Here is a 26,184-nt window from a genome sequence, read left to right on the forward strand (position 1 = left end):
ATCAAAAATCAAAAATCAAGAATCAACAATTAACAATCAACCAACAACAATTAAAAAAATATTGTTGATTTTTGTCTAATAAGACGGAAAAACTATGCTACCATTCTTGACGCAACTTCGTTTAGAAGATGCTATGCACGAATATACGGAAATGACCAGTAACCTGTTGGCAGGGCTGGAAAATTTAAAGAGCCTCCGAGAAGAAGATATTCAGATTGGGGTTTCGGAAAAAGAAGAAGTTTATCGGGAAGATAAACTGATCCTTTATCATTTTAAGCCCCTGGTAGAAAAGCCTTTTGAAATTCCCGTTCTGTTGGTTTATGCCCTGGTGAACCGTCCCTATATGGTGGATTTACAAGAGGGTCGATCATTGGTGCAAAATTTACTGAAATTGGGGCTGGATATTTATCTGATTGATTGGGGATATCCGACTCGCGCCGATCGCTGGCTAACCTTGGATGACTATATTAATGGTTACATTGATAATTGTGTGGATGTGCTGCGCGATCGCCACAAATTAGACAAAATTAACCTCTTAGGAGTTTGCCAAGGGGGAACATTTAGCGTCTGTTACAGTGCCATGCATCCCAATAAAGTCAAAAATCTCGTCACCACGGTGACACCAATTGATTTTCATGTTGGCGACGGATTGCTAAATCTTTGGGGCGGAGCGACAATAGGTGCTGATGCACTCGATATAGACTTATTGGTGAAAGCGTTAGGAAATATGCCCGGAGAATTCCTGAATTTAGAATTCTTGATGCTGAAACCCTGGCAGTTGGCTATTGATAAATATCTCGACTTTCCTAAAGTAATGGCCGATAAAAATAAGCTGCTCAACTTTATGCGGATGGAAAAGTGGATTTTCGATAGTCCCGATCAAGCGGGGGAAGCTTATCGCCAATTTATGAAAGATTTCTACCAACAGAATAAGCTGATTAAAGGCGAACTCAAAATCGGCGATCGCCCGGTAGACTTGGGCAACATTAGAATGCCAGTATTAAACATCTATGCGGAAAAAGATCACTTAGTGCCCCCAGAATCTTCCATTGCCCTAGAAAAATATATCGGCAGCGAAGATTATACCGCCAAGTCTTTTCCCGTAGGACATATTGGGATGTATGTCAGTGGCAAAGTTCAACACGATTTACCGCCAATTATTGCTGATTGGCTGAAAGCCCGCCGCTTAGACACGGTTTTCAGTTAGTTATTTAGAGTTATCTCTGGGATAAAGAAACCGGGTTTTTGCCAAAAAAACCCGGTTTCTTTATTTTTCTGTATCAGGAACCGTTAGAGAGCAGCAGCCAAGTTTTCCGCCACAAAGTCCCAATTCACTAAAGAATTGAAGAAAGTTTCAATGTATTTGGGACGGAGGTTTTGGTAGTCGAGATAATAGGCGTGTTCCCACACATCAATCGTCAGCAGAGGAGTTTGACCTTTGGTGACGGGGTTTTCTGCATTCAGAGTTTTCACCACTTTCAGGGTGCCATTGTCCAGCACTAACCAAGCCCAACCACTACCAAATTGAGTAGCAGCGGCATTACTCAGTTCGGCTTTGAACTGCTCAAAGCTGCCAAAGTCCGCATTAATTTTATCGGCCAAGGCGCCGGTAGGAGTCCCACCACCACCGGGCTTCATGCAGTTCCAGTAGAAGCTGTGGTTCCACACTTGGGCGGCATTGTTGAATACTCCAGCTTTGGCGGGATCGTTGGCGGTGGCTTTGACAATTTCCTCTAGGGACTTATCAGCCAGGTCGGTATCCTTGATCAGGTTATTCAGGTTGTTCACATAAGCATTGTGGTGCTTGCCATGATGGAAGCTGAGGGTATTGGCTGAGATATAAGGTTCTAAGGCGTTTTGGGCGTAGGGTAGGGTCGGTAGTTCAAAAGCCATCGTGTTCTGTTCTCTCCTAAGTGCTGTGAGGTTCAGGCTGCTTGGATGCAGCATTGACCGGCTCAGTATCGGCTTTTAGTAGATTAAAAATCTCTGATCTGAGCGTCACAAAAGTACACTTAGGATCTTATTACAGAAGGGTGACGCTGAGAAAGCGAAATATCCGAACCCTGGCTGGCACAACATCGGCACAACATCGGCCATCGACACAACATCGGCACAACATCGACATATCACAGGAAAATACGGGATCCCTGGGAGGTTTTTTGCCTGGACTCCCTCAAATCCACAGATGTGAACCAGAAACTAGGTTTATGCGATCAATAAAAAACTTTAACAAAATTTTAGATAATTCGTGAGCTAAATCACTGCCACGAGCCAATACTTAAAATACCTATTTGTTGTTGACAATATTAAGTTTTGTAACTTTAAATAAAGAAAACGATCCATCAGACAGTGGTCTGTTTTTTTGTAAATTTTGCCAAGATTTAAGTGGGTGTTGTTCATAATTTTGGCCGCCCAGGGAACGGATGATTCATTGGCATCAAGGGGATGATTCATTGGATCCGTGATGTAAACCCTTAAAAGATAACGCTTAAAAAATACTGATTTTAATGAACAACTCACGAGAAAACATGAGCAACCAACTGGTTCGGTTAACCGAAGAGCAAGAACTGATTTTGAATCAGGTGGATAATGCGATCGCCTGGTTTAATCCGGCAGGTCAGCTAATTTTATATAACCAACCATTACAGAACCTGTGGGGCTTAGAGCCAGAATGGTTGAACTGCCAACCCCGTTTCGCTGAAATTACCACTCATTTAATCGAGATGGGTTATTGGCGTCGAGAACACCAAACCCAACTCCAAGAGGCGATCGCCCAAACGGAACCGCAAAAAACCACCAGTTGTCTGTTGACATTCCCACAGATGAACTTACAAGCGGATATCACCGTGACGAACGATCGCGGATATCTTCTGGTTTTTCGGGATTTAACCAAATACCACCGCTCTCAAGAAAGCCTGCAAGCCGAAGTCAAGCGACTCAGATTTTTACTCGGTCTGACCCAACGCTTACAAGCGGGTGGGGATTTAATGGAAATTGGCCAGTTTGCCCTGACCTATTTGGTCAAAGCCATGAATGCCGCCTTTGGGGATGTGAAAGTGATTAGCGGTGATGCCCAAAATCGCTATGCTGGGGTCTTGACCAATAAAATTTCTAGCCAATTTATTGCCACCTACGGGGACGCGGTGGTGGGGGAGATGCAGGATCTACTCAATCAGGGAATTCCTTATGGTCAAGGGTTGCTGTGGGATGTGGTAGACACTGGTAAACCTGTGTTTGTGGAAAATTATGCCCAACATCCCAAGGCTGTAGCCAACTTGCGCCACCCTGGGATTGGGCAACTGGGGATTTTTCCGATTCCCGCCACCACGGGAGAAATTATCGGCGTGCTGACTTTGGAATCTCGCACGGTGCAAAAACTCCAGGAAGCGCCGAATCAAGATTTATTGTTTGGGGCTTGTCGCTTGTTGGGAGCCGCGATCGAACGGGCGCAAACTCAGGAAATTTTACGTCAGAAAAATCTACAATTGGAGCGAGCCTCCGCTTTAAAATCTCAGTTTCTAGCGGCTATGTCTCACGAACTGCGTACTCCCCTGAACAGCATTCTGGGCTTCTCGGATATTTTACAACGGCAGATAGGGGGCACTTTAACCAATCGTCAGTTGAATCATGTGAAAGCGATTTCTAAAAGTGGCCAGCATTTGCTGGGACTGATTAACGATATTTTGGATTTGTCCAAAATTGAAGCGGGTAAAGTGGATCTGGATCTAGCGCCCGTGTCCATACACGAACTCTGTAGTAGCTGTCTGAAAATGATTCAGCCACGAGCGGATAAAAAAAAGTTAGCCTTATCTCTGGAGCTAGATTATCGCCTTTCTAAGGTCTTACTGGATGAACGCCGAGTCCGGCAAATTCTGGTGAATTTACTTTCTAATGCAATTAAGTTCACCCCAGAAGGCGGTCAGGTGAAGCTTACTGGCAAGCTGAAATCCGGCGATCGCATTCAAGGAGACTATCGACCGGATTGTTCCACGATCAATTCCAGCACTCCTTACCTCTGCTTGGAAGTCAAAGATTCTGGGATTGGCATTCCCCAAGAAAATTGGCATCTCTTGTTTCGACCATTTCAGCAAGTGGACTCGTCTTTATCTCGCAGTCACGAAGGGACGGGTTTAGGGCTGGTTTTGACTAAACGTTTGGCTGAGTTACATGGGGGGACAATTTCGTTCCAGTCTAAAACCGGAGTCGGCAGTACCTTCCGAGTCTGGTTGCCGGTGACAGAAGTTGTCACCAATGTTCCTGATTCTTCCGTGGGAATGAGCCAAAATTTATCGGAGCGTGATGAGCAGATCCTCTCTGGATTTACGGGTAAACGCATTTTAATTGTGGAAGATCAACCGTCTAATCAAATTTTGATGGCTGAGTACCTAGAATCCTTGGGATATTTAATTGAGTTGATTTGTGATGGACAGACAATGGTGGAAACCATTGATTCAGAGCTAATCACCGAAGCATCTTTGCCCGATTTAGTCTTGATGGATATTCAATTACCACAGGTTGATGGGTTGGAACTGATCCGCCGAATCAAAGCTCATACCCTGTGGCAACGAGTCCCCGTGGTGGCAGTGACGGCTTTGGCAATGACCGGCGATCGCGAGCGCTGTTTGGCGGCGGGGGCAGCCACTTATTTGAGCAAACCGTTTAAGCTGGCTGAATTATCATCAACAATTGAATCGATTATCGATCGCAATTCACCGTAAATCCCAGTCACTTTATTGGTTATTTGTCCTGATGTCCGCCAGCCAGAAAAGTTGAATATTTGCAAGTCTGTCCTCGGCTCACCGCTCACAAATAACCAATAACCGATAACTGATAAAAATATGTCCCCTTTAATTTTGCTAGTTGATGATGACCCAACAAATTTACTCTTACTCGAAGAGTTATTAGGGTCTGAAGGCTATCACACTTGTTCCGCTAATTCCGGGATGGAAGCATTAGAAATATCTGGGACTCAAGTCCCAGATTTGATTTTATTGGACGTGATGATGCCTGATATGGATGGGTTTGAAGTATGTCGCCGTTTGCGAGAAAATCCTCAATTGCAAAGTACACGGATTATTTTTCTCACGGCGTTAGATGATGAAGCTTCTCAAATTCAAGGGCTAGAAAGTTTGGCAGATGCTTATTTCACCAAGCCGATTAGTTCAAATTTATTGTTAGCCAAAATATCCAGCTTGTTGCAGTTACAAGCCATCCGAGAAAAACAGCAAGCAGAAAAAGTTAAACCTCAGTTTGATTTGGCTTGGTCGGTGAATGCAGAATTAATCGAAAAGTTTCGTTTGTTTGTACCGGAGCAATTTCTTTGTCGGATTGCTCCTGAAGGGGTGGATTCAATTCGGTTGGGGAATGCCTTAGAAGAAGAACTGACAGTTTTATTTTGTGATATTCGCGGATTTACGGCATTGGCTGAATCCCAGGAAGCTTTAGCAACTTATGAATGGTTGAATGCTTTTTTTTCTCAAATGAGTGAGGCGATCGCTGCCAATTATGGATTTATTGATAAATATCTCGGTGATGCAATTATGGCTGTATTTGACCGTCCGGTATTTCATGGAATTGATGGGACTAATGCAGCCGTAGCGATGGCCTATTCTTTACAGAATTTTAATCTAAACCGGCACCAATTTAATCTAGAACATCCCCTGAAAATCGGGATGGGAATTCACACAGGCAAAGCAGTGATTGGCACCATTGGCTCAAATTCGCGGATGGATTCAACGGTGATTGGCGATGCGGTGAATACCGCATCTCGACTGGAAGAGTTAACCAAAATTTATGGCTGTGAAGTGATTGTCAGTGAGGCGGTAATTAATCAGATTTTTCAGTCTGGTTTGGCGGAAACTGTCTATGTGCGATCGCTCGATTGTCTGGTAATCCGAGGCAAAACTAACTCGATGAAAATTTATGAACTGTTGGGCAATCACCATGTTATTGTAGATGCACTTAAAGTAAAAAATAAAGCTTTATTTGAAGCTGCAATAAAATTTTGGTTGGCACAAGATTTTCCCCAAAGTATGGTCATTTTTGAGCAAGTTTTACAGGAAAATCCCCAAGATGCGATCGCCGAATTTTATCTTCAACGCTGCCGCGAACAACTTACTTAAATTATAGATAACCAGCATTAATTATCAATAATTATTGCTGCTTGTTCTAAAATTTGTAGAGACACATCTAAATTAAGAAACCAGATAATCAACCAGAAACGACCAGAAACAAAAACCATGAACAGAAAAATTATCCTCGATACAGACCCAGGGGGCGACGATATTTTTGCCTTATTTTGGTTACAAAGTTTAATCAAACAAGGGATCGCGGAATTGGTTGCTGTCACCACCGCTGGGGGAAATGTCAGTGCTGAATATACTTTTAGGGCTGCTAGTAAAATTATCCACTTAGGTGGATTAAATCAAATAGAAATTGGCCGAGGAGTTCCGGTCAAGACTGGGGAAATTGAAGATGCTGCGGCGATTCATGGAATGGATGGTATGGGCAATCTTTCTCAGACATTACCCAATGGCATTCATCGGTTTGATACCGCCCGATATTCTGATGAGATTATCGTAGAAAAGCTGAACCATTTTCCGGGGGAAATTACCCTAGTAGCGATCGCGCCTTTAAGCAACTTAGCTTCAGCAGAAACCAAAAGCCCCGGTATCTTAAAAAAAGCCAAAGAAATTGTCATCATGGGCGGGGCATTTCAGCACCGAGGAAATATCACTTCCCAGGCTGAATTTAATGTTGCCTACGATCCAGAAGCTGCCGCAACCGTCTTAGGCAGTCGGGATGATATTGTGATGATCACCCTGGATGTCACCCATCAGTTAATTTTAACTAATTTAATGGTTGAAACCATCACCGAGAAAAACCCAAAATCCGCAATTTCTCAGTTTATGCGGGCTTTATGCCAATTTATGACAACTACTTGTTTAAGTTATCGAGAAACCGGGGGAATTGAGGGTTTTTTAGTCCACGATGCGGCCACGATCGCCTATTTATTTTATCCCGAAACTTTGCACTTTCAGCGGGCAAAAGTTGAGATAGAAACTCAAGGCAGTTTCACCCGTGGACAAACTATTTTAGATCGCCGACATCTCCCCAAGCAATCGGTGAATGCTTGGGTATCTTCTCAAGTGGACGCGGTGAACCTTTTGGCTATTTTGATGGAAGATTTAAAATTAATTTGTTGATTGTTGATTGTTGATTGTTGTTTGGTATTTGTTATTTGTTATTTGTTGTTCGTTGGTCGTTATTTGTTGACGGTTGATGGGTACGGGCGAGAGTGACCAATCAACCATAGAATCCCTACCCATCAACCATCAACAATCAACCATCAACAAATAATAAAATTATTTCTCATCCAAAATAATCACCCCAGTCCATTCATTAGGAATATGCTTGATTTGAGACATTTTCTCACATTGGCTAATATAAAATTGAGCGGCTGGATCCGCTGGATTTATAGTTAAGATATCTTGGAAGATTTTTTTCGCGGATTTAAACTGTTTTTGCTCATACAAGGATAACCCTTCGGCAAAGTCAATTTTTGTTTGTTCTTTTAGCTGTTTAATTTCCGGGCGATCGCCATCAAAAATTTCCACCACCCCCACCGGCTGTTTTTTGCCTTTCACTTGCACTTGCCCCAAAAATCGACATTGATATAAAATCGGACGCTGCAAATTTTTCCAAGTTTGCTCGCTAATTAAAATCGAGGCGCCGTAAAGTTTAGTTAAACTTTCCAACCGTGAGGCTAAGTTAACCGCATCAGAAATCACGGTACTTTCCATCCGTTGTGATTCGCCAATGGTTCCCAGCATCAGGGTGCCCGTATGTAAGCCCACACCGATCGCGATCATTTCTTGACCCTGCGCTTGTTTTTCCCCATTAAATTTGGCCACTTGTTCCAGCATAGCGATCGCTGCTTGTACTGCATCATCAGCGGTTTGGGGAAACAGGGCCATCACCGCATCGCCAATATACTTATCAATAAACCCGTGGCGATCGCGAATCACCGGCCCAACTCGCTGCAAATAATCATTAATAAAATCAAAATTTTCCTTCGGAGTCATGTGTTCTGACAACGTAGTAAATGCCCGAATATCAGAAAATAAAATTGTCATCTCTTTCTGCACTTGGTCGCCCAACTGCACATCAATAATGCTTTCCCGTTCTAGAAATTGCAAAAATTCATAAGGTACAAACCGACCATAAGCAATATTAATTTTTGCCAAGCGCAAATGGGTTTTAATTCGGGCCAAGAGTTCATTCTTGAAAATCGGCTTAGTTAAATAATCATTCGCCCCAGATTCCAAGCCAATCACCAAATCAGACACTTGATTTTTAGCGGTTAACATCACCACCGGCAACTCCGTAGCCGGAAATTTTTGCCGCAATTGTTGACAAACCTCATACCCGGTCATTCCGGGCATCATCACATCCAATAAAACCAAATCAGGCTTAAACCCTTGTCCAATCAAATCTAAAGCTTCGGTGCCACTAGAAGCCCACACCACCTTATAATTTTGCACCGAGAGTTGATTCACTAACACCTGTAAATTCACGGGTTCATCATCGACAATTAAAATCTGGAAATGCTGATTTTGAAAAGCTGCTTCGGGAAACTGTTCTAAATCCACCACCCGATCTAATAAATTAGAGTCCATTAAATTGGATTGCCCTGAATGGTCTACCAGCCGTTCCACCCAAGGTAAACTTTTAGAGATGGTTTCTAATTTTTCCCGAAATAGAGGAACATCTTTTCCGGCTGTGGTTGCTTCTGCTTGACTGATGGGCAAGGTAAACGTAAAGCGCGAACCCACTCCAACCGTAGATTCTACCCAAATTTGACCGCCGTGGAGTTCTACGAGTTGCTTTGTCACCGCTAACCCTAACCCGGTGCCGCCATATTTTCGGGCAGTAGATCCATCGGCTTGTTCAAACTCTTGAAAAATTATGCTTAACTTATCTTCAGCAATGCCAATTCCTGTATCAGAAACCGTAATAGCCAGTTGAGGATTTCCCGGAGATGATTCGCTAGATGATTCACTGGTTTCTGGGATAATTTTTGCCGAAACTTCTACCACCCCACTTTCCGTAAACTTAATGGCGTTGCCGATTAAATTATAGAGAATCTGTTGTAAGCGATTTTCATCCGCCTCAATCGGTGGCAGATCCCGACTAATCTGATTAATCAGTTTCAGCGATTTTGTTTGAATCAGTGGTTGACATATCTGCAAAATTAAATCGGTAATTCCTCGGATACCTACAGGTTTAATTTGCAGTTTAAGTTGCCGATGTTTGAGTTCAGAAAAGTCCAGCAGATCATTGACTAATTGCGAGAGTCTACGGCCACTAGAAGCAATCATGGATAAGTTCGATGCCTGAATATCTGTTAGGGCACCTGTGGCGCCATCAATCATGGATTCAGCCAGACCAATAATCCCATTCAGGGGGGTACGCAGTTCGTGGGAAGTATTGGCTAAAAATTCATCTTTTAACCGATCTAGTTTTTGTAATTCTAAATTCTGGGATTCTAATTGTTTGGAATAAGTTTTTAGTTGAAAATTGGCTTGAGAAAATCGCGATTCTAAAATCAATCCCAAGCAGCCAATAAAAATAAACATTCCCCAGGGGTATAAGGTATAGTTGATGATATACAACCCTTCTGCATCCCGGAAAATATCGTGAACGGCACAAAGCAATAAAATTGTAAATCCGACGTTAAATAGTCGGCAGTCGCGATCGCCTTTTACCGAGGAGTTAATCACATGAATGATCAAAATCGACAATCCGACTAAAGCCAAAACATAAAAGACTTTTTTCAGCAGGAATCCGTCCACTAAGTTCAATACTTCTAGCCCGAAGGCAATAACGGCAAATCCAGCGTGAATTTGCCATAGTTTAGTAATGACTTTTTTGTACCCTGAACCAAAAATATGTTTGTAGAAATTATAGAAAAATACCGGAATAGCGTATAAGCTAAGGCTGCGAATATTATATAATAATATCGGCAATTTTATTAGTAAATAAATGGTTTCTGTATAAACAAGCAGTTGCAAGGCGATCGCGATCGCTGCAAAACCAAACGGTAAATATTCTTGGTGATTTTTATTTTTAGCCAGAATAAAAAGCGCAAAAATACCCACAGCAAGTAGAAAAAAACCTAAAACTAAATTATCAATATCTTTCCATAGCAAATCTTCTAAATGCTGTGATGGATTTCCGATTAAAATTTCATCATAATTAGCGATGATTATGGATTCAGTGTTAGCAACATTTAGCCTAAAAAATAAAGTTTTATTTTTTAAATAATTCAGCAATAAAATCGGCAGTTGATATTGATATATATCAAACTTAAATTCTCGTAAGGCTGACATGGGGATAAAGTCTTTAGCCAGTAATTTCGACCCTAAATAAATATCCGCTTCATAAGGCAATCCTCGCAGATAAATACTGGCATACCGCCAAACATTGTCGGGCAAAGGAACCTGCACCCAGACGGTTTCCACATTCGGCGGTTTAGAAATTTTTTCCTTCAGTTTAAATGACTGCCACTCTTGGGGAGAAGTATTGCCATTTTTCAGCGTCCAAATGGGCACCCCCGCATCATTCAAGGGAGAGTCACCCCAACGATACTTCCATCCGTCGGTTAAGGGTACAGCCTGGGGTTGATTACTGGGGTTTGCCCAGAGGCGATCGCCCATTCCTCCCCAGCATAATACCAGGAGTACACTGGCGAAAAAAGCACAAATGCTCAAAAATAGTTGGCGCTGGCGACCCATTAAAAAAGTCATAGATGCAACCTTGAAATTTACGGAGGTTTACCGATATTTTTTAATTATAATCTATAAAAGATTATACCCATTTTCTGCAATTAAATAAAAGTAGACTAAAAAATAGGCAGTAAATGCCTAGGTCAATTCAGGGTTTTTGGCTTCACCTTTCTGGAAATAGTCCACAACTGCTTGGGCGATCGCCTGCGATCCATCTTTAGCCAGCACATTAGATGTTTTCGGTGGTTCGGGGTCTTGGCGCAAAAATTCCCATTCGCTCTCAAAAAACTCTGCGGGGGTAATAATTTGATGGAAACCGTAGTTTTTGATACCCGAAATCAGTAATGGTGACTCGGCAAAACCTTCTCGCAACAAAGAAACTAGAGGCACTTCTAAGCGTAAAGCTTCCGCAAAGGTACTATATCCGGGCTTAGAAATAACCCGCCCACAAACGGGCATCAAATCCACCGGGCGATATTGATTACCGCTCACTTTCACCAAATTAGCTAAATCTGGGGCTTGGGGGTCAAAGGTGATAAATTGCCAGTCGGAAAACTGGCTTAAATTTTCATAAGGAATCCCCTGTAAGCCCAATCCGCCAAAGGTCAGTAAAATTGTCTTTTCTTTGGGGGCTGTCAAGGCAAATTTTTCCCGAATTTCGGCAGCAGAGTAGCGCGGATCGCCCCCAGTCAATCCCACTTCTGTGATTTGGGGAAACGCACTCATCGGTTCATGCAGCGGTAAACGAAATAGGCGATCGCACTGACTAAAACATTCGCCAATCCAATCAGCCATTGCCACAAATTCACCACCCCAAGGACGATAAATAAAATCCCAGCCAAAATTGCCCATCATCCAACAGGGAATTCCTGCGGCTTTAGCCAAAGGCGCCACTAAAGGGGGAATATCTGCCAAAATTAACCCCACCCGATTCAGTCGCAGAAAATCAATTTCTGAAGCAATTAAATAATTTTGTTTTTGGCGAATTTCTTTTAACTTCTGCAACGTCGCTGCTAAATCCATGTTCACACTATCACTTTGAATCACCCCCACATCAAACCCACGAGGACGCACAATAAAATCCCCAGGAATATAATTTTCCAGTAACCAACGGGGCGACGTTGTGACCATAATCAGCACAATTTCTGGATTCAACTTTTGAATTGCGGCGGCCACCGATGCCGCTCGCACCGCATGACCAAAACCATGATTCGTGACAAAAATTGATAAAACGGGTCTAGACTGTGACATTGACTTGAAAAATTATAATTTTACTGCTATAATTATAGCATTTAAACAAAAATAATCTAAAAAATAATCTAATTTTTAGATTATTTGGGACATTTTTACGCTGAATTTATGGTAAAATAAACTAGCTAATAATTGGCTAGTTATGCCAATGAAGTAACTGATTTTTTGGAGAAATTTTATGTATCCTTGGCCTAGTTTAGTCACGGTTCTGGCTTTATTAATGTACTTTGTGGTGACAATCAATGTGGGCAGAGCCAGAGCCAAGTATGGGGTAAAACCACCGGCTATGTCTGGAAATCCAGAGTTTGAGTGCGTAGTCAGAGTACAGCAAAATACCCTGGAACAATTGATTATATTTTTACCCGCTTTGTGGATATTTTCTCTGTTTATTAACGAGATTTGGGCCGCATCCGTTGGGGCAGTTTGGATTCTTGGCCGAATTTTGTATGCTTGGGGTTATTATCAAGCCCCGGAAAAACGCTTTGTGGGTTTCGGCATGGCTTCCCTGGCTACAATGGCGTTGCTGGGCGGGTCTTTGTTCGGAACGGTGATGACTGCGGTGTCCAGTTTTCAATAATTAGTTGTTTGTTGTTTGTTGTTTGTTGTTTGTTGTTTGTTGTTTGTTGTTTGTTGTTTGTTGTTTGTTGTTTGTTGTTTGTTGTTTGTTGCTGGTTGTTGGGTAGGGATTCTTTGGTTATTTGTTGTTGGTCAGGAAAAATTGGTAATTATTGATTGGTAATGATTAATTTATCTTTGGTAGTTACTGGCTAACCAATAATAAATAACCAATAACACATAATATCAAATTACGAATGATAAAACACATGAACCAATATTTTTTGTCAAAATTGCGATCGCTTTTAAGTATCAGTCTGTTTATTTTTCTGGTAAGTTTTATTGGCTATTCTTCTTGGCAGTTGTTGAATGCGCTGATTGGGAAATTTTCCTAAAAGTTGTTTTTTCTAGGGGTTATTGTTCTAATTACAGAGGTTTTGTGGATTCCCGCCTGCGCGGGAATGACAGTTTTTTTTGTCCTTCATAACTCTGACAATTGCTATAAAATTTGCCCGTAATTTCCGTCCCGAATCTTGATAGAATCAAAAAGTCAATCTCTGCCAGTAATGTAAGGAAAGTAAAGTATGGCCGATCCGATTACCAAAACCGTGAGCGATCGCATATGCAAACACATGAACGAAGACCATGCTGATGCAGTTTTAATCTACGCTCAAGCCTTTGGCAACTTACCCGCCGCCACCGCAGCCACCATGAATTCTATTGTACCGGAAAGCATGGACTTAGTGGCTGAAGTCAACGGAGAAACTGTGCCAATTCAAATTAAATTCGATCATGTCCTCCAAGACTCGGAAGACGCGCATCAAACCTTAATTGCCATGATTAGACAAGCGCGTCAACAGGCAAAATAGTTGGTTGTTGGTTGTTGGTTGTTGGTTGTTGATTGTTGATTGTTGATTGTTGTTTGTTTTTACTGTTGGCCCTTTACGAACAACTAACAACCAACTAACAACCACCAACCAACAACTAACAACCAACAACCAACAACCAACAAATCAATTAATTCCCGGTTTTCACACAATTCATCATGCGTAAAGTTGCCGCAGCCGCATAGTTGCGTTGGGCGGAACTATTCGGGAAAAATGAACTGCCGGTTTCATTCAACGGTGAAGCCACTTCACAATAAGAAGACATTTGACCAATCAGAGTGGACGCCCAATGCCCCGACGTATCGGCAAATCTGGTGGCGGTTCGGGTAGAAGTTAAGGCAACCGTAGCCCCTTTGCGAGACTTGGCGAACTCGGCGGCCCGTCGCAAAATTGCCATCAGTTCAGCACGGGTCACAGGTTGACCGGGCTGAAATGTCCCGTCGGGATAGCCGGTAATAATATTGTTATCGCGAGCAAATTGAATTTTTGCCGCACTCCAACGGGTAGACACCACATCTGGATAAGGTCTGACCGTGGCTTGAGTGGGAACTGAGATATTGGTTCCGGGAATCTTTTGTAAAGCTTCGACCACCATTGAAACCACTTGTTCGCGAGTCAGGGTTTCTCGTGGCTTGAAGGTATTGTCTGGAAAGCCAGAGATAAACCCTTCACCGATCGCCTGGGTAATTTCTTGGGCATAAATATCCCCAGTAATATCAGCAAATCCGGGGGTCGGAGTCGGAGTCGGGGTCGGAGTCGGGGTCGGAGTCGGGGTCGGAGTCGGAGTCGGGGTCGGGGTGCTACCAGCCACAGCCGCTAGGGTTTGGTCGTTGGTGACATAGACATGACCGAGGGTGGTGTTTTCGTAAGTTCTTTTGGTAAAACGCCAACCGGAATTCAGAAAAATTTTCATTGCCTGACTGGAAAGGCCGAAGGTTCTGCCAATCACCACTTCTGGTTGGCTGGCAAGACGGGACATCCCTAGTAAATAAACCTCACTGCCTCGTCGTACTGCTCTTAAGCTGTAATTAATTCCCAGGTCTTCATCAGCCATTCTAATTGAGTAGCCGTTACTGTCTAAACTGCGTCCGCAAATGCCCGTAAAGTCAAAGGTGAGCAGCAGTAAGTTGACGGTGACTGGGCTAGATCCGCTTTCGCTCCAGCAGCTTTTGGCGGTTGACTGCTGTTCGATAATCACTAGGTTGTAGTTCCCATCAGCACGAGGCTGGGCTACGGCAATGAAGCTATTTTGATCGACTTCTTTTTTGCCAAAAATCGATTGGGCGAAGCCCGGAAGCGCTACCGCCAGGGTTAAAAAGGTTGCGGTAGCGACTTTAGTAATGCCAGTAATGCCACTCTTAATTTTCATGGTCTTGTTTTAAGTAAATGAACTCAGTGTAATCGTGTATTAATCGTGTAGGTTGGGTCCACCGTCCACAAAACCCAACCCACAATTTTAAGTTTGCGCTTAGATCCCCGGCTTTTTGGCACAGCCGGAAACCTAAACTTGTTACTTAGCCTAACCGCTCCTTACCGCAGCGGCAGATTTTAAACTTGTTAATTTAGCCTACAACCAATTTCCCACTAAAACAAAAGCCGCCCAGTAGTAGGGATGAGAAAATTCTGGATTTTGAATCATGGCTCGTTGTGCGGCACTGAGGGCTTCGGCTTTGGTTTGACGACGGCCTAATGTGAGATTTGTGGTGACGAGTTCTTGATAAAATTGACTCATTAGTTCGGCGGTGGCTTCGTCGCTGACATACCACAGGGATGCTAGGGTGCTGCGGGCTCCGGCGCGGACGGCAACTCCCGCGAGTCCTAGGGCAGCGCGTTTGTCTCCCACGGCGGTCTGACAAGCACTGAGAATGAGTAATTCAATGGTGGCTCCTTGGCGTTCTTCTAAGCGCAGGAGGTTGTCTAGTTCGTTGGCGTTGATGCGATCGTCCCAGGTGAGGACAAAGGTGTCTTCGGCGTTGGAGGAAAATTCCCCATGAGTGCCGAGGTGAACGATGGGAAATTCAACTTCCTGGAAGATGGTTCTAAAATTCGGTTCGGTGAAGGATTCATTCAGGAGTTTATTGGTGTTGATTTTTTGCTCGATCCGGTCAAATTCGATCGCCACTCCAGGCAGGGCTGGGAAGCCTTGGCGGGCTTCGGTGAGTCCGGCAGTGAGGGCTTGGAGTTCTTCTTGGGCAATGGGTTGGGGGGGAAGGAGTTGTAGACCCGGAGTCAGACCAATGTTGTATTTTTCCGTGAGATATTTTTCTCCGTCATAAAGGGCGGAGATCGGGCTGCTACGCAAGGCGCCGTCTAAGACGAAGACTAGGGTTTTGATTTGGTTGGCGGCTAGGTCGGCTTCAAAGGGCCGAATTAACCAGTCATAGAGTTGCTGGGAGAAGGGGAGAAAGTAACGGACGCTGCGCCGTCGCCAAGGGGCGGTGAGGGCGTTCCGCATTTCTAGGAGGGTCTCTTCCACTTTTTCTTGGGCAACTGGGATGCTGTGACGGTGTAAGGGTTGTCCGGGAATGGTGACAATCACTTCTAGGCGATCGGGCAAAATAATCGGATAGAATACCGCAGCGGTTGGGTCTACTTGGTCAATTTGTACAGGTTTTGTATCTAAGCAAGCATCTTGAAAGAAGTTATCAAGTTCGGCCAGTTGTAACGCTTCAATCGCTTCACGAGCAATGATTAAGTCAGCCTGTGTCACCTCTTGATTCGGGGCTAATAATAAGCTGACCATTTCTCGGTAAACAGGTTCAACGGTTTCTTGAAATGAGAATTGGGCGTCGGAACTCATGGCCACTAAATCGCCGCGCAAAGATTGCAAGGTTTTGACAGACGCTTGATAAGAGATGATCGCTTTTTCCCGTTCTCCTTGGGCGCGGAGAATTCGGCCTGTTTGCCATTGCCATTGATAGGCAATATCATCGGCATTAATGGCTTGAGCAATGAGCAAGGCTTCTCTGGTGGCGGTTCTGGCTTCTTCCCATTGCTCATTTTGTTCATATAAATGTCCCAAATATCCTAGGGCATAAGCTTCGCCTCTTTGATCCCCTAACTGCCGAGATTCTTGAACTGAGACGGCTAATAGTTCGGCAATTTCAGATAATTTAGTGATTTGTTCTTTATCAGTGATATTTTGATTATTTTTTAGATCGATTAGCTGCAATGCAAAATTAATTTGAGCATAATTTTTTTGTTGAGATTTTGGCAGTTTTTCTAAAGTATTTTTGATGTTATTCGTCAAATTAAATAGAGATTCATTAGGTTTTGTTTGGCGGATTAATACGCGCATTTCATTTAGCTGAGATTCTATAATCACTCTGGGGTTATCAGAGGTTTGAGTCGCTTCTTGATAAAATTTTAATGCGGCGTCATCATCGTGGTTGAATTCTGCGTTATTTCCCAGGCTGATTAGCACTCCAGCAATCATGTCTTGATTGGATTTTTTTTTGGCGATCGCCAAACTTTGCTCTAATATTTTTGTGGATTCAGGTAATTTTCTCACTACTCTGAGCCCTTCGCCTAAACTTTGCAATGCTTGGGCTTTGACTAAGTTATCCGGTTCTTCGGCTAACACTTGTTCCATTGCGATTAAGTTTTCCAGGGCTGTGCGATAAAGTCCGAGCGATCGCAGGGCTTGGACTTGGGAAATTTTGGTGCGAATCGAATTTTGAATATCTCCAAGGCTGTCATACAGATTAACGGCTTTTTTCCAAGTTTCTTGGGCATCTTCTGCATTTCCCGAATAGTATTCTAGTTTACCCTTCACCTCTAAGGCTTGAGCAAAAATTTGGATATATTCTCTATTGGCATTTAACTTAGGTGCTGCACAATTAATATTTTGACAAATAATTTCTAAGCTTTGCTGAACTGAGTTTTCGGCTTTAGTCAATTCCCCATTTTCTAGATAAACTAAGCTGAGATTACGGAGAATTCTGCTTTGGTTGAAATCGTCTTCTAATGCCGCATATTGATTGGCTAAATTTTCTAAAATTTGAATTGTTTGGTGGAAATTACCTTGTTGATATAAAGCTTCGGCTTGGGCTTCTCCTTCCAGTGAAGCGTTGAAAAAACTCTGAAAATTTTCTCTAAAATTTTCTCTAATCGAATTGTGCATCGATTCTCTGGCTACAGATTGATGGATTCCTATGTTTAACCCTAAAGAAATGGTGGCCAACAAAATCCAAAGTGAAGTAGGTTTCATATTTTTCCTAAGATGATTTTTCTTCTTGTTTATGCTTAAGTTATTTGTAATTAATTTAGTTGTATCTTTCGCTTATGGGAAAACTCCCCGAATAATGAGTAGCCAGTAACAAATAACGAAATGCTGCTGATGAAGTAACATTTGTAGTTTAGCGTAAGCGTGAGAAAATCAGGAAGTTCTGCTTATAGAGTGGATAAATTAATTATTTGTTGTTTGTTGGTTGTTGGTTGTTGGGTAGGGATTCTTTGGTTGTTGTTTGTTACTTGTTACTCGTTATTCATTATTTCTTGTTTGTTATTTGTTTTTAGTTACTTGTTGTTGGTTATCTGTTGCTTGGTGTTTGTCTTGTTTAACTTATGACAAATGACCTGTAACCTATAACCAATAGCTGCCAACGAATGACAAATAGCAAACAACTAACAACTAACAACTAACAACTAACAACCAAAGAATCCCTACCCAACAACCAACAACTAACAACTAACCACAAATATGGAGTAAATATCAGTCATGCAATTTAAGAATCGTCAAAATTGGTGTATCGAACACGATGATAAAGTTTACTGGATTAGCCGCAGTGTAACGGTGTTGCCAGTGGTATTATTTGTGCTGTCTGGGGATGAAAGACAGCGCATTTTTGTCCCTTTAGGCAAACGGGGGAAAGATTTACCCGATGAAGTGGGTAAGTGGGGTCTTCCTGGGGGCTATCTGGATTGGGATGAAACCGCAACGGAGGCGGTGATTCGAGAAACTTATGAAGAGTTGGGGCTAAATTTACTGGAAATTCGCGATCGCTGTGACAAGTTTCACGGGAGTTTTGATCACCCTTATTTGGTTAAAAGTCTCCCCAGAGGGAAACAAAATGTCACGCTTTTATTTGCCCTGATGTTTTGGGTGGATAGTTTACCGGAACTGTCACCGCAAGTTTCATCCGGGGAGGTGGAAGAGGTGAAATGGGTTGATTTAGCAACCGCCTTGCAAACTGATTTGGCTTTTCAACATCATATCGTGATTCGCGATTGTTTGCAAGAGCAATTGGCGATAGATTTTGATGGATTTTGATGGATTTTGATGGATTTTGATGGATTTTTAATTTAATACAAGTAAAGGTTAATTGTCTGTGGATTTTCAAAAAATTAGCGAACTGTTGAACCAAGGGCGATCGCAGCATGAAGCCGGACGACGGCAGGAAGCAATCCAATTTTATCGTCAGGTGCTTGACTGTCAACCGCATAATTTGGAGGCGTTGAATAATTTGGCGATCGCCCTCAAACAAGAGAAACAATTTACCGAGGCGATCGCCTTGTTGCGACAAGCATTAACCATTGAACCAAATGCCCCTTATCTCCATAACAATTTAGCCAATATTCTCTGGCAAGAGAATCAGCTAGAAGCCGCGAAAGCCCATTATCAACAAGCTTTAACCGCTAATCCCAATTATGCGGATGCTTGGTATGGGCTAGGTAATGTATTCGCCTCTTTAGGTGAACTAGATCGGGCGATTAACAGTTATCAACAAGCATTAAGCCGTAATCCTAATTATCCCGAAACTTATAATAATTTAGGCAATGTGCTGCAAGCCCAAGGGAAGTTAAAAGAGGCATTAAATTGCTACAAAAAAACCCTAGAACTGAATCCAAATCATCCGGGTGCAAGGTGGAATCAAGGGTTTACTTTATTATTAGCTGGTGACTTACAACGGGGTTTTACAGAGTATGAATGGCGCTGGCAAATGCGGGGCGGCAATTTTCGTTCTCCCCGGAATTTTCCCCAACCCCTTTGGGATGGTTCAGACATATTGGGCAAAAGAATTTTATTACATTGTGAACAGGGATTTGGGGATACAATCCAATTTGTTCGTTATGTGGATTTAGTCAAACAACGGGTAGGGGAATTCGGGCGAGTAATTTTAGAATGTCCTAAGCCTTTGTTCCGATTATGCGAATCGCTGCTGCGTTTGGATCAACTAATTCTTGAAGGTCATGCTTTACCAGAGTTTGATGTTTATGCTCCGTTGATGAGTTTGCCGCGAATTTTGGGGACAACTCTGGCAACTATTCCCGCAGATATTCCTTATTTATATGCGGAAGATATACCCACCAGCTTCTATTTGTTCAAGAAGGAAGCAGCGGTGAGAGAAGTTCCGCTGAAAATTGGTATTGTTTGGGCGGGTAATCCTTTTTATCCAGGCGATCGCAGTCGTTATCGCGCCTGTTCGCCCCAGCATTTTTTGCAGTTATTGGATTATAAAATAGCGGCGAATCTTCCCATTCAGTTATATAGTTTGCAAAAGGAAGTCACCGAGGCAGAATTATCTCTTTTATCGGCTAATAATATCCGAGATATTGGCAGTAAGTTGAAAGATTTTGCGGATACGGCAAATGCGATCGCGCCCTTAGATTTAGTGATTAGCGTCGATACAGCAGTGGCCCATTTAGCTGGGGCAATGGGTAAACCTGTCTGGGTTTTATTGCCTTTTGCCCCAGACTGGAGATGGATGTTAAATCGTGTAGATAGCCCTTGGTATCCGTCAATTATGCGGCTATTTCGCCAACCTAAACCGGGAGACTGGGAGGGGGTATTCGATCGAGTGAAATTGGCTTTAAAAGATTTAATTAATCCGACTGGTAAAGGCGAAGTATTTGGGCAAAAAATAGATAACTCACCAGCGGAAATTAATCGCCATAATGCTTCCCCTTTAAAAAGTTTGCATATTCCTGGTTTGTCTGCGGATGAAACCGAAAGCGATCGCCTGCATAAACAAGGAGTAAGTGCTTATCAAGCGGGGAATTTATCAGAGGCGATCGCCTATTATAGCCAAGTGTTAGAAATTAACCCGAATTATGCCAAAACCCATAATAATTTAGCTGTTGCTTTAAAACAGCAAGGAAATTTATTAGAAGCGATCGATCATTATCGTCAAGCGGTTAAATTTGGTAATGCCAGTGAATTACCCTTACCCACAATTTATCATAACCTAGCCGTAACTTTAGAAGAAATCTGCGAATTTGCTGAGGCGATTAGCGCATACCAATCGGCAATTAATTTATCTCCAAATTTTGCCGAAGCCCATTATAATTTAGCCCGCTTATTAGAAAACGCTGGTCAGACAGAAGCGGCAATATGGCATTACCGAGAAGCCATCAAATATCAGCCCAACTTTGCCCAAGCTTATAGTAACTTAGGCAATATATTGAAAAATATTGACCAATTAGCGGAGGCAATTAACTGTTATGAACAAGCCATAGCTATTAAGCCCGATTATGCCGAAGCCCATTGGAATTTAGGCATTAGTTTATTAATTACCGGAGACTTAAGATGGGGTTTTGCAGAGTATGAATGGCGGTGGGAAACCGCAGATTTTCCGCGCCGTTCTTTCCCGCAACCGCTTTGGGATGGCACCCCATTAAACGGCAAAACAATTCTATTATATAGTGAGCAAGGATTCGGCGATCAAATTCAATTTATCCGCTATGTTGCCTTAGTTGCCCAACAGGGAGGACGGATAATTGTTGAATGTCCGCAACCTTTAGCCCGCTTATTTGAAACGGTTCCTTGTGTCCAGCAAATTGTGATTAAAGGAGAACCTCTACCAGAATTTGATTGGCATTGTCCTTTAATGAGTTTACCTCATATTTTCGGCACTACCTTAGAAACAATTCCCACGCAAATTCCTTATTTATTTCCCCCGATCGTCATCCCCCTCTTTTTGCAGGAAGGGCTAACACCTGTCATTCCCGCGAAGGCGGGAATCCAAGAAAGTCAGGGCGGCGAAGCATTCGCGGCTTTAAATTCCGAAGAAAGCAACAATTTTAATCGCGAATGCTTCGCCCCTACACCTGTCATTCCCGCGAAGGCGGGAATCCAAAAAAGTCAGGAGGGCGAAGCATTCGCGGCTTTAAATTCCGGAAAAACCAACAATTTTAACCGCGAATGCTTCGCCCCTACACCTGTCATTCCCGCGAAGGCGGGAATCCAAAAAAGTCAGGAGGGCGAAGCATTCGCGGCTTTAAATTCCGAAGAAAGCAACAATTTTAATCGCGAATGCTTCGCCCCTAAATCTAATTTTCAAATCGGCATTGTTTGGGCTGGTAATCCCAATCATAAACAAGATGCGTTGCGTTCTTGTGATTTGAGATATTTTTTACCATTGCTGAATTTACCAGAGGTTAAGTTATATAGTCTGCAAAAAGGCGATCGCGTTAAAGATATAGAAACCATAGCGTCGGAAATAAAAACCGATTTATGTAATATTGAAAATTTAGATAGTCAGTTAAATGATTTTGCGGATACTGCCGCTATTGTTGCCCAATTAGATTTAGTCATCACGGTGGATACAGCGATCGCGCATTTAGCCGGGGCAATGGGTAAACCCGTCTGGTTATTATTAGGAAATCATCAAGATTGGCGCTGGATGCAAGAGAGAGAAGATAGTCCTTGGTATCCCACCATGAGACTATTTCGGCTGTCAAAATCCGGTGACTGGGATGAGTTATTTCAGCGAGTTTTTGCTGCCATAGAAGCAACCCTGACGGAATGGCGCAATTCTCCAGATAGCTATGAAGTAGAGGGAAAAAATTTACAGCAAATTATTGCCCAGCAACCGGATTATGAAGAAATATCCGATCGAGGACTACCACGGGAGGATGAAGCGCGATCGCCGGAGGATCGCCCCTACAATTTATCACCAATTTATGCACATCTTACATCATCAACACCTATGAATCTATCATCTAATAGCCGGTTAAGACTAGGACTAGGTTGGCAATTAAGTCAAATGACTGGCTGGGGAATTTATGGGATGAATCTCACCCTACAATTATTAAAATCTCCCAGCGTTAGTTCTGGATTTTATCCGGTTCTGTTAACGCCCCCGGCCATAAATCCAGCGGAATTAAATCCCTTATATCGGGCATTATTACAGCCAGTATTTAGCAATTATCAAAAACTGCAAGAATTAATTTCCCGGAATCCGGGGAAACAAATTGCCTGTGATTTTCCCGTGATTCATGCCTTGGGCAAAAACCTGACTAGCTTAGATATTCCCAGGGGCAATAAAAATATCGGCGTTATTTTCTTAGAAGATACCAATATGACCGCAGAAGCGCGTCTAAATGCGGAAAAATACGATCTGATTATTGCTGGTTCTACCTGGAATGAAAAATTATTAAAGTATCACGGAATTAACCATGTTTGCACCGTGCAACAAGGCATCGATCCGACCATATTTCATCATGCACCAAAATCAAACTTATGGAGCGATCGCTTTGTAATTTTTTCCGGTGGAAAACTAGAATTTCGCAAAGGACAAGATATTGTCATTGCTGCATTTAAAGAATTTCACCGCCGCCATCCTGAAGCCTTACTTATCACTGCATGGCATAACTTTTGGCCGCAATATATGCAAGGCTTAGAACAAGCAGGCAATGTAGTTGGATTGCCCGAAGTTGGGGAAAATAACCAAATTAAAATTGCGGAATGGTTAATCGCCAATGGCTTACCCCCAGATTCATTTATTGACCTAGGAATAGTTCCCAATCATCAAATCGGCCAAATTCTCCGAGAAGCGGATGTAGCAATTTTCACCAGTCGTTGTGAAGGGGGAACAAACCTCGCAGCAATGGAAACTATGGCCTGTGGAATTCCCACTATTTTATCAGCAAATACCGGCCACTTAGACTTAATCCATGACCACCATTGTTATGCCTTATCTCGTCAGCGTCCAGTGCAACCCACCCCTCATTTTTTTACTGGGGTAGTTGGGTGGGGAGAGTCTGAAGTCAGTGAGGCAATTAGTGCCCTAGAAAGAGTCTATGTGAATCGTCGAGAAGCCCAACAAAAAGGCTTAAAAGCTGCCAAGTTTATGGAAAACTGGACTTGGGAAAAACAAGTAAAACGGTTTTTAGCCAAAGTTGAAGATATTTTATAGCAATCCTATTTCAATCGTAATATTTTTGTAGGGGCTTTTCCCAGGCGGTGGTTGCCCCGCAGCGTCTAGGGGTAAGCTCACCAAACCAAACCCTTTACCCCTACAATTATAGTCATTTAGGATTGCTATATAGCGATTGTCATAGTTATGAAGTACAAAAAAAATTTGTCATTCCCGCGAAGGCGGGAATCCAGAAAACTTCTGTAATTCGGACAATAACCGCTATATAGTCGCAACGATAAATAAACCGGGTTTCTGCGACAATTGCGGCAACAACAGCAAAAATTATGGAAAGAAACCCGGTTTCTCTATTTATACCATTTACAAAAATTTATAATAAGTATTTATATTGTAGGGTGGGCAAAAATTCACCATCATATATGGTAGGGTGCGTAAAATTTTTTGCCCACCCTACGGACTCTCCCAAAAAGGGAGAGGGATTTAGGGTGAGGGCAATGTTTTAAGCGAATGGCGAACAAGCTGTATCTGAGGTTATTTTCAGGAGTACAATCAGATTAATTCCTACAAATTATTGAAGCCATGCGCTGTCTCAATTGTCACACCGAGGGAATTCTCCCGCAAGCTCAATATTGCTTTAAATGTGGCGTTCACTTGCCGACCCTGCTGCGAGATGTGCTGCCTACTGGGACTCGTTTAAAAGCGGATACTTATGAAATCGACTATGCGATCGGTCGGGGTGGGTTTGGTATCACCTACCGGGCTCATCATACGATGCTGGAACAGACCGTAGCCATTAAAGAATATTATCCTCAAGAATTAGCCCACCGCCAGATAAATAACGGCGACCTTTCTGTACCCCAAAATAAACAAGATATCTATCAACGGTGGTTAAATCGATTTATTCGCGAAGGGCGGATTTTAGCGAAACTGAATCATCCTAATTTGGTGCGAGTGCAAGATTTATTTGAAGCTGGGGGTACGGCTTATCTGGTAATGGAATTTTTATCAGGAAAAACCCTGCGGCAAGAATTAGACGATCGACCGAATAAAAAGCTATCTCCTCAACAAGTGACAGAAATTGTCACCTGTTTAGTTGATGCGTTGGCGCTGACTCACGGCGCTGGAGTTTATCATTTAGATATTAAGCCGGATAATATTTTATTGACACCAGAAGGGCGAGTGATTTTAATCGATTTTGGGGCAGCAAAGCAAACAAATACCACGAATCAAACCCACAGCACTCGTGCTTTTACTCCTAACTATGCGCCAATGGAAATACAAGTTCCCGGTCAAGTTGTTGGCCCAGAAAGCGATATTTTTGAGTTGGGGATGATGCTGCATGAAATGCTGACGGGTACTCTACCAGAACCGGCACTCGGTCGAATGATTGGTAAAAATTGGCAAGCGAATTTAAGCGAACCTTGGCAGAGTATTGTCACGGCTGCTTTGCATTTGTCGCAAGAAGAACGACCGAAGAATATCCAGCAATGGTGGACAATAAAACCAGCCAGCAATTCTGCCCCTACGACCCCCGATCATACCGATTATTATCAGCAAGCAGTTGCCCATTTAGACCGTGAGGAATACCACGAGGCTATTATCTATCTGAATAAAGCGATCGCAATTAATCCTAATTTTGCCGAAGCTTATAGTCAAAGATGTTTTGCCCATTGGAAGCTTGAAGCGTATCAACTGGCATTGGTCGATGGTAATAAAGCCATTGAAGTTAATCCTAATTTAGCTGAAGGGTATAAAAACCGGGGTGTTGCTTACGATAATCTAGGTGAATCTGAAAAAGCGATCGCAGATTACACCAAAGCCATTGAAATTAATCCCCAGTTTGCTTCTGCCTACTCTAACCGGGGTCTTGCTTACGGTAAATTAGGTGAATATAAAAAAGCGATCGAGGATTGGACTAAAGTAATTGAAATTAATCCCCATTTTGCTGATGCCTACTTCGGCAGAGGTATTGCTTACAAGAAATTAGGTGAATCGCAAAAAGCGATCGCGGATTACACCAAAGCTATTGAAATTAATCCCCAGTTGCCTGGTGCCTACCGCAACCGGGGTGTTGCTTACCGGAAATTAGGTGAATATAAAAAAGCGATCGCGGATTACACCAAAGCCATTGAAATTAATCCCCAGTTTGCTAATGCTTACTTCGGCAGGGGTATTGCTTCCGATAATCTAGGTGAATCGCAAAAAGCGATCACAGATTTCACCAAAGCCATTGAAATTAATCCCCAGTATGCTGATGCTTACTACAACCGGGGTGTTGTTTACGGTAAATTAGGTGAATCTGAAAAAGCGATCGCTGATTGGACTAAAGCCATTGAAATTAATCCCCAAGATGCTGATGCCTACAATAACCGGGGTATTGCTTACGGTAATTTAGGTGAAGATGAAAAAGAGATAGCCGATTACACCAAAGCGATTGAAATTAACCCCCAGTATGCATCAGCATACAAAAACCGGGGTATTGTTTACCGGAAATTAGGTGAAAATGAAAAAGCAGAAGCAGATTTTCAGAAAGCTGATGAATTGCGGAAAAAATAAATCTTGAATTCAAAGAAACCGGGTTTCTGCCAAAAATATTGATTGTAT

General features: G+C 42.7%; 14 protein-coding genes. 9 read left to right on the forward strand and 5 right to left on the reverse strand.

Annotated features, from left to right (window positions below):
• Positions 1–94: 94 nt before the first annotated feature.
• Positions 95–1,207, forward strand: a complete 1,113-nt coding sequence (phaC, locus tag ABWT76_RS18030; RefSeq protein WP_054468798.1) for a class III poly(R)-hydroxyalkanoic acid synthase subunit PhaC — start codon at positions 95–97, stop codon at positions 1,205–1,207.
• Between the two features lie 83 nt (positions 1,208–1,290).
• Here phaC and ABWT76_RS18035 read toward each other — a convergent pair whose 3' ends face one another.
• Positions 1,291–1,893 carry a superoxide dismutase gene (locus ABWT76_RS18035; RefSeq protein WP_054468796.1) on the reverse strand — a complete coding sequence of 201 codons (603 nt, stop codon included), beginning with the start codon at positions 1,891–1,893 and terminating at the stop codon, positions 1,291–1,293.
• A 635-nt stretch (positions 1,894–2,528) separates the two neighbouring features.
• Between ABWT76_RS18035 and ABWT76_RS18040 the strand changes: the two genes are divergently transcribed.
• From ABWT76_RS18040 to ABWT76_RS18050, 3 genes are all read left to right on the forward strand, one after another.
• Positions 2,529–4,718, forward strand: coding sequence for an ATP-binding protein (locus ABWT76_RS18040; protein WP_054468793.1), 2,190 nt, complete (start codon positions 2,529–2,531; stop codon positions 4,716–4,718).
• Positions 4,719–4,838: 120 nt separating this feature from the next.
• Positions 4,839–6,122 (forward strand): response regulator, encoded by a 1,284-nt coding sequence (locus tag ABWT76_RS18045; protein ID WP_190880108.1) that lies wholly within the window; start codon positions 4,839–4,841, stop codon positions 6,120–6,122.
• A 117-nt stretch (positions 6,123–6,239) separates the two neighbouring features.
• On the forward strand, positions 6,240–7,205 hold the full coding sequence (locus ABWT76_RS18050) for a nucleoside hydrolase (RefSeq protein ID WP_054468790.1): 966 nt from the start codon (positions 6,240–6,242) through the stop codon (positions 7,203–7,205).
• Between the two features lie 159 nt (positions 7,206–7,364).
• Here the strand turns inward: ABWT76_RS18050 and ABWT76_RS18055 are convergent, their stop codons facing one another.
• Positions 7,365–10,808, reverse strand: coding sequence for an ATP-binding protein (locus ABWT76_RS18055; RefSeq protein ID WP_354634722.1), 3,444 nt, complete (start codon positions 10,806–10,808; stop codon positions 7,365–7,367).
• A gap of 117 nt (positions 10,809–10,925) precedes the next feature.
• The gene (locus ABWT76_RS18060) at positions 10,926–12,038 is read right to left on the reverse strand and encodes a glycosyl transferase (RefSeq protein WP_354634723.1); all 1,113 of its coding nucleotides are present in this window, start codon (positions 12,036–12,038) and stop codon (positions 10,926–10,928) included.
• A gap of 178 nt (positions 12,039–12,216) precedes the next feature.
• On the opposite strand from ABWT76_RS18060, the gene ABWT76_RS18065 reads away from it, so the two are divergent.
• Together ABWT76_RS18065 and ABWT76_RS18070 are read left to right on the forward strand one after the other, a co-directional pair.
• Positions 12,217–12,615, forward strand: coding sequence for an MAPEG family protein (locus ABWT76_RS18065; RefSeq protein WP_054468783.1), 399 nt, complete (start codon positions 12,217–12,219; stop codon positions 12,613–12,615).
• A gap of 562 nt (positions 12,616–13,177) precedes the next feature.
• Entirely contained in the window at positions 13,178–13,462 is a 285-nt protein-coding gene (locus tag ABWT76_RS18070; RefSeq protein WP_054468781.1) for a DUF2470 domain-containing protein, read from the forward strand.
• 148 nt (positions 13,463–13,610) lie between these two features.
• On the opposite strand, the gene ABWT76_RS18075 is transcribed toward ABWT76_RS18070, so the two are convergent.
• Both ABWT76_RS18075 and ABWT76_RS18080 read right to left on the reverse strand, forming a co-directional pair.
• A complete protein-coding gene (locus tag ABWT76_RS18075; RefSeq protein ID WP_054468779.1) occupies positions 13,611–14,849 on the reverse strand; it encodes a DUF3747 domain-containing protein in 1,239 nt (412 codons plus the stop codon).
• Positions 14,850–15,047: 198 nt separating this feature from the next.
• Positions 15,048–17,690, reverse strand: coding sequence for a CHAT domain-containing protein (locus ABWT76_RS18080; protein WP_354634724.1), 2,643 nt, complete (start codon positions 17,688–17,690; stop codon positions 15,048–15,050).
• Positions 17,691–18,200: 510 nt separating this feature from the next.
• On the opposite strand from ABWT76_RS18080, the gene ABWT76_RS18085 reads away from it, so the two are divergent.
• From ABWT76_RS18085 to ABWT76_RS18095, 3 genes are all read left to right on the forward strand, one after another.
• The gene (locus tag ABWT76_RS18085; protein WP_054468774.1) at positions 18,201–18,752 is read left to right on the forward strand and encodes an NUDIX domain-containing protein; all 552 of its coding nucleotides are present in this window, start codon (positions 18,201–18,203) and stop codon (positions 18,750–18,752) included.
• Positions 18,753–18,810: 58 nt separating this feature from the next.
• Positions 18,811–23,619, forward strand: coding sequence for a tetratricopeptide repeat protein (locus ABWT76_RS18090; protein ID WP_354634725.1), 4,809 nt, complete (start codon positions 18,811–18,813; stop codon positions 23,617–23,619).
• A 540-nt stretch (positions 23,620–24,159) separates the two neighbouring features.
• The gene (locus tag ABWT76_RS18095; protein ID WP_354634726.1) at positions 24,160–26,136 is read left to right on the forward strand and encodes a tetratricopeptide repeat protein; all 1,977 of its coding nucleotides are present in this window, start codon (positions 24,160–24,162) and stop codon (positions 26,134–26,136) included.
• The last annotated feature ends 48 nt before the right edge of the window (positions 26,137–26,184 follow it).

The sequence above is a fragment of the Planktothricoides raciborskii GIHE-MW2 genome, assembly GCF_040564635.1.
Lineage (GTDB): Bacteria > Cyanobacteriota > Cyanobacteriia > Cyanobacteriales > Laspinemataceae > Planktothricoides > Planktothricoides raciborskii.

Bases quoted from the DNA above. Each gene is read 5' to 3' on its own strand.
- phaC (WP_054468798.1), top strand. From the start codon at position 95: ATGCTACCATTCTTGACGCAACTTCGTTTAGAAGATGCTATGCACGAA.
- ABWT76_RS18035 (WP_054468796.1), bottom strand. From the start codon at position 1,893: ATGGCTTTTGAACTACCGACCCTACCCTACGCCCAAAACGCCTTAGAA.
- ABWT76_RS18040 (WP_054468793.1), top strand. From the start codon at position 2,529: ATGAGCAACCAACTGGTTCGGTTAACCGAAGAGCAAGAACTGATTTTG.
- ABWT76_RS18045 (WP_190880108.1), top strand. From the start codon at position 4,839: ATGTCCCCTTTAATTTTGCTAGTTGATGATGACCCAACAAATTTACTC.
- ABWT76_RS18050 (WP_054468790.1), top strand. From the start codon at position 6,240: ATGAACAGAAAAATTATCCTCGATACAGACCCAGGGGGCGACGATATT.
- ABWT76_RS18055 (WP_354634722.1), bottom strand. From the start codon at position 10,808: ATGACTTTTTTAATGGGTCGCCAGCGCCAACTATTTTTGAGCATTTGT.
- ABWT76_RS18060 (WP_354634723.1), bottom strand. From the start codon at position 12,038: ATGTCACAGTCTAGACCCGTTTTATCAATTTTTGTCACGAATCATGGT.
- ABWT76_RS18065 (WP_054468783.1), top strand. From the start codon at position 12,217: ATGTATCCTTGGCCTAGTTTAGTCACGGTTCTGGCTTTATTAATGTAC.
- ABWT76_RS18070 (WP_054468781.1), top strand. From the start codon at position 13,178: ATGGCCGATCCGATTACCAAAACCGTGAGCGATCGCATATGCAAACAC.
- ABWT76_RS18075 (WP_054468779.1), bottom strand. From the start codon at position 14,849: ATGAAAATTAAGAGTGGCATTACTGGCATTACTAAAGTCGCTACCGCA.
- ABWT76_RS18080 (WP_354634724.1), bottom strand. From the start codon at position 17,690: ATGAAACCTACTTCACTTTGGATTTTGTTGGCCACCATTTCTTTAGGG.
- ABWT76_RS18085 (WP_054468774.1), top strand. From the start codon at position 18,201: ATGCAATTTAAGAATCGTCAAAATTGGTGTATCGAACACGATGATAAA.
- ABWT76_RS18095 (WP_354634726.1), top strand. From the start codon at position 24,160: ATGCGCTGTCTCAATTGTCACACCGAGGGAATTCTCCCGCAAGCTCAA.